This is a genomic window from Psychromonas sp. (genome assembly GCF_047632995.1).
Lineage (GTDB): Bacteria > Pseudomonadota > Gammaproteobacteria > Enterobacterales > Psychromonadaceae > Psychromonas.
Genome location: NZ_JBLIEK010000222.1, coordinates 1 through 3,346, shown reverse-complemented (window position 1 = coordinate 3,346; position 3,346 = coordinate 1). Strand labels below are relative to the sequence as shown.

Below are 3,346 nucleotides of genomic sequence, written 5' to 3'. Positions count from 1 at the left end.
ACGGGTATTTATACTATTCCGGAAATCAGCTCTGTAGGTAAAACTGAACAGATGTTAACCCAGCAAAAAGTTCCTTATGAAGTGGGGCGTGCACTGTTTAAAGATTTAGCACGTTCACAAATTTTAGGCTCAGAAGTGGGCAGTTTAAAGATACTCTTTCACCGGGAAACAAAAGAGATATTAGGGATTCATTGTTTTGGCGAGCGGGCAGCTGAAATTATTCATATCGGACAGGCTATTATGGAACAAACAGGGGAAGGGAATACCATTGAGTATTTTGTTAAGACTACCTTTAACTATCCAACCATGGCAGAAGCTTACCGTGTGGCGGCTTTGAATGGTCTAAATAGATTGTTTTAGTGCTTTTTTCTGCTAATAACTTATTGTTATAAAAGAGCTTGTAAATTATTTTCTAACCCATAAATAAGCATTATTTATGGGTTTTTTATGCCAATCATCAGGCCTCGTTAAGCGCTTTTAAGGTCAATAATAACGCAGCGATTCCTCTTGCCTCCTGAAAATCATCCCCGGCTAATAATTCATCTACTTTATTTAATGGCCATTTTATCACTTCTAACGGCTCTGGTTCATCACCCTCGAGTTTTTCAGGGTAAAGATCAAATGCCATGAACAGGGTCATCTCACTACTGAAATAACTGGGTGCCATGGTTACTTTTTTAAGTTTTTGTAACCTTTTAGCCCCAAAACCTATTTCCTCCTTTAATTCTCTATTCGCTGCCTGTTCAGGCGTTTCGCCCGAATCGATAAGCCCCTTTGGAAAACCGAGTTCATAGGAATGTGTACCTGCAGCATATTCTCTTATAAGCAAAAGAGTTTCAGGGTCATAAAATGGAACAATCAGTACAGCGCCCTGATGGTAACCCTGCATACGTTCAAACTCTCGCAGCTGTCCATTACTAAATTTCAGTTGCAGCGCTTCAATTTTAAAAAATCTACTACTCGCAACTAGACTGCGCTTAAGGATTTGAGGTAATGTCGGTGGTGATTGACTCATGTAAACTCTCTTTAGCCAATGAATAAGAGCTTATCTTACAAGTAACTGCTGATTAATTACAACTTATTGAGGTATTTTATGCATTCTGCACTAGAGGTCGACACAGTCTTACTGGACATGGATGGAACATTGCTTGATTTGCATTATGACAACCATTTCTGGCTGGAGTATGTACCCAGTCAATATGCGCAGAAAGCGCATATTTCATTAGCACAAGCACAACATCATATGTCCGCCCAGTATGCAAAGGTTGCAGGGAGTTTGGATTGGTACTGTTATGATTATTGGAGTGCGACTTTAGGCTTGGATATCCATCAATTACAGTACCAAACAAAGCATAAAATCCAATTGCGCAGTGATACTCTGTGGTTTTTGGAATACCTGAAAAGGTTAAATAAACGGGTTATTATGTTAACCAATGCCCATCGCAGTGGCATAGCATTAAAGATGCAGCAGTGTGAAATTACACATTACTTCGAAGCAATTGTTTCCAGCCATGATTATCAGATAGCCAAGGAAAACCGGACTTTTTGGCAAATGGCTGCAGAGCAATATTGTATCGATTTTAAACAATCTTTATTTATTGATGACAGTGAAAAAATACTGCAGGTTGCACAGCAAGCTGGGGTTGCTTATTTACGGGGTATCAAAACGCCAGATAGTGAAAAACCTGCGCAAGAGATGCAATATTTTCAGAGCATTAACCTATTTTCTGAATTGTTAATACAGAAATAATGGATAATACAATTACTATGGTTAAATTGTGCTCCCTGTCATCTCATCTAAAAAAGCCGGTACAGTTATACCAAAAGAATTAATGAAGTGATCGATGATTGCGAAGGAAAAATTAGCACTAAATAAGGCGTGAGTTGCAGGAGATAGTTGTTCTCACTTCAAAACTCACAACGCAGTTAGGGATGATTTTAACCAGCAAGGGTGATCACCTTTTTAGTTCTTTTGGTATTATACCCAAGCTACTTGAAAATGCTGATTCCTGCATCTTTAAGTAATTTGGGTATCAGTACCTGAACTTGTGCTAGAACAGTTCATCGACAGAAGTAGGGGCGTTGTAGGGTATGTCCTGGTTGTCCTCTATTACTGTTTTTTCTTTGAACACAGCTGTTCTATCCACATATTCGGCGGGGATAGAATCTGCTCTGAAATATTCAAACAAGGTGGTGTGATCTGTCTCGTAAGTTAGCAGCCCCGATTTTCGGTCGATACGCACCGTAGAAATATTGCTCGGAGTGTCTGCTGTTACCTCAGGATTTGATAAAGCTGTTTCCTGCATAAATTCTATCCAGGCAGGTTGGGCCGTTTTCGCACCAAATTCAGACCCGTAGGATTGATTCTTATCAAGATTATTGTTGTAGCTGGTTCTGCCTAAATCAAGATTGAAGTCATCAAATCCAACCCATGATGTGGCCACAGTATTACCTGCAAAACCGGAAAACCACGCATCTTTCGATCCGTTTGTTGTACCTGTTTTACCACCTATATCATGGCGCTTCAAAGCCCGTCCAGCGCGCCAGCCTGTCCCATTCCAACCGCTATTATGTTGCCAGCTGCCCCCGCCCCAGATCGCCGTTTTTAATAATTCACGGGTTAAAAAAGCGGTTTCAGCGCTAATGACTGCCGGTGCAATTTGCTCAGCACTTACGGGTGAAATAGGGCAAGTATTGGCACCTTTGTCGAGCACTGTTTGTGTTGCTATCAATGGCTGATTATCTTCCTGTTGCGCGTAAAGTTCAGCACAATAAGAGCAAACAATTTTAGGATTAGCCTGATAAATGACACTGCCATAAGCATCTTCAATACGTTCGATAAGATAAGGCTCTATCTTAAACCCTCCGTTGGCGATAATGGCATAACCTGTCGCGAGATTTAAGGGCGAAATAGAGGCGGAGCCTAACGCTATGGTATTATTTTGGGGTAGATTCTCTCTCTCAAAACCATATTTTTCCAGCTGGTTAGTCACTTTTGTTAAGCCGAGATCCTGTACCAGGCGTACGGAGACGACGTTTTTCGATTGTCCGAGAGCTTGACGCAAGCGAATCGGGCCGGCATAAACCTCTGGCGAGTTTGTTGGTCTCCAAGCTGTACTTCCCGCCCACTCATTAATAGGGGCATCATTAACCAAAGTGGCTAGCGTATAACCATTATCAAGTGCTGCAGAGTAAATAAACGGCTTGATATTGGAGCCCACTTGACGCTGGGCTTGTGTTGCGCGATTAAATTTACTCTGTGCAAAACTAAAACCACCGACCATAGAAGTAATAGCGCCATCCTGTGGGTTAAGAGAAACAAATGCCGCGCTGGCAGCGGGATATT

3 protein-coding genes and 1 pseudogene are annotated in these 3,346 nt (G+C 41.5%); 2 read left to right on the top strand and 2 right to left on the bottom strand.

Annotated features, from left to right (window positions below; all coding sequences use genetic code 11):
* Positions 1-360 (top strand): annotated as a pseudogene (locus tag ACJAT7_RS18600) (NAD(P)(+) transhydrogenase); the annotation flags it as partial.
* A 97-nt stretch (positions 361-457) separates the two neighbouring features.
* Here the strand turns inward: ACJAT7_RS18600 and nudE are convergent.
* Positions 458-1,015, bottom strand: coding sequence for an ADP compounds hydrolase NudE (gene nudE, locus ACJAT7_RS18595; protein WP_415228281.1), 558 nt, complete (start codon positions 1,013-1,015; stop codon positions 458-460).
* A gap of 78 nt (positions 1,016-1,093) precedes the next feature.
* On the opposite strand from nudE, the gene yrfG reads away from it, so the two are divergent.
* On the top strand, positions 1,094-1,750 hold the full coding sequence (gene yrfG, locus ACJAT7_RS18590) for a GMP/IMP nucleotidase (protein WP_415228280.1): 657 nt from the start codon (positions 1,094-1,096) through the stop codon (positions 1,748-1,750).
* A 301-nt stretch (positions 1,751-2,051) separates the two neighbouring features.
* Here yrfG and ACJAT7_RS18585 read toward each other — a convergent pair.
* A partial coding sequence (locus ACJAT7_RS18585; RefSeq protein WP_415228279.1) for a penicillin-binding transpeptidase domain-containing protein occupies positions 2,052-3,346 on the bottom strand: 1,295 nt, incomplete at its 5' end.

Excerpts from the sequence above, each read along its gene's own strand:
- nudE (WP_415228281.1), bottom strand. The coding sequence starts at position 1,015 with ATGAGTCAATCACCACCGACATTACCTCAAATCCTTAAGCGCAGTCTA.
- yrfG (WP_415228280.1), top strand. The coding sequence starts at position 1,094 with ATGCATTCTGCACTAGAGGTCGACACAGTCTTACTGGACATGGATGGA.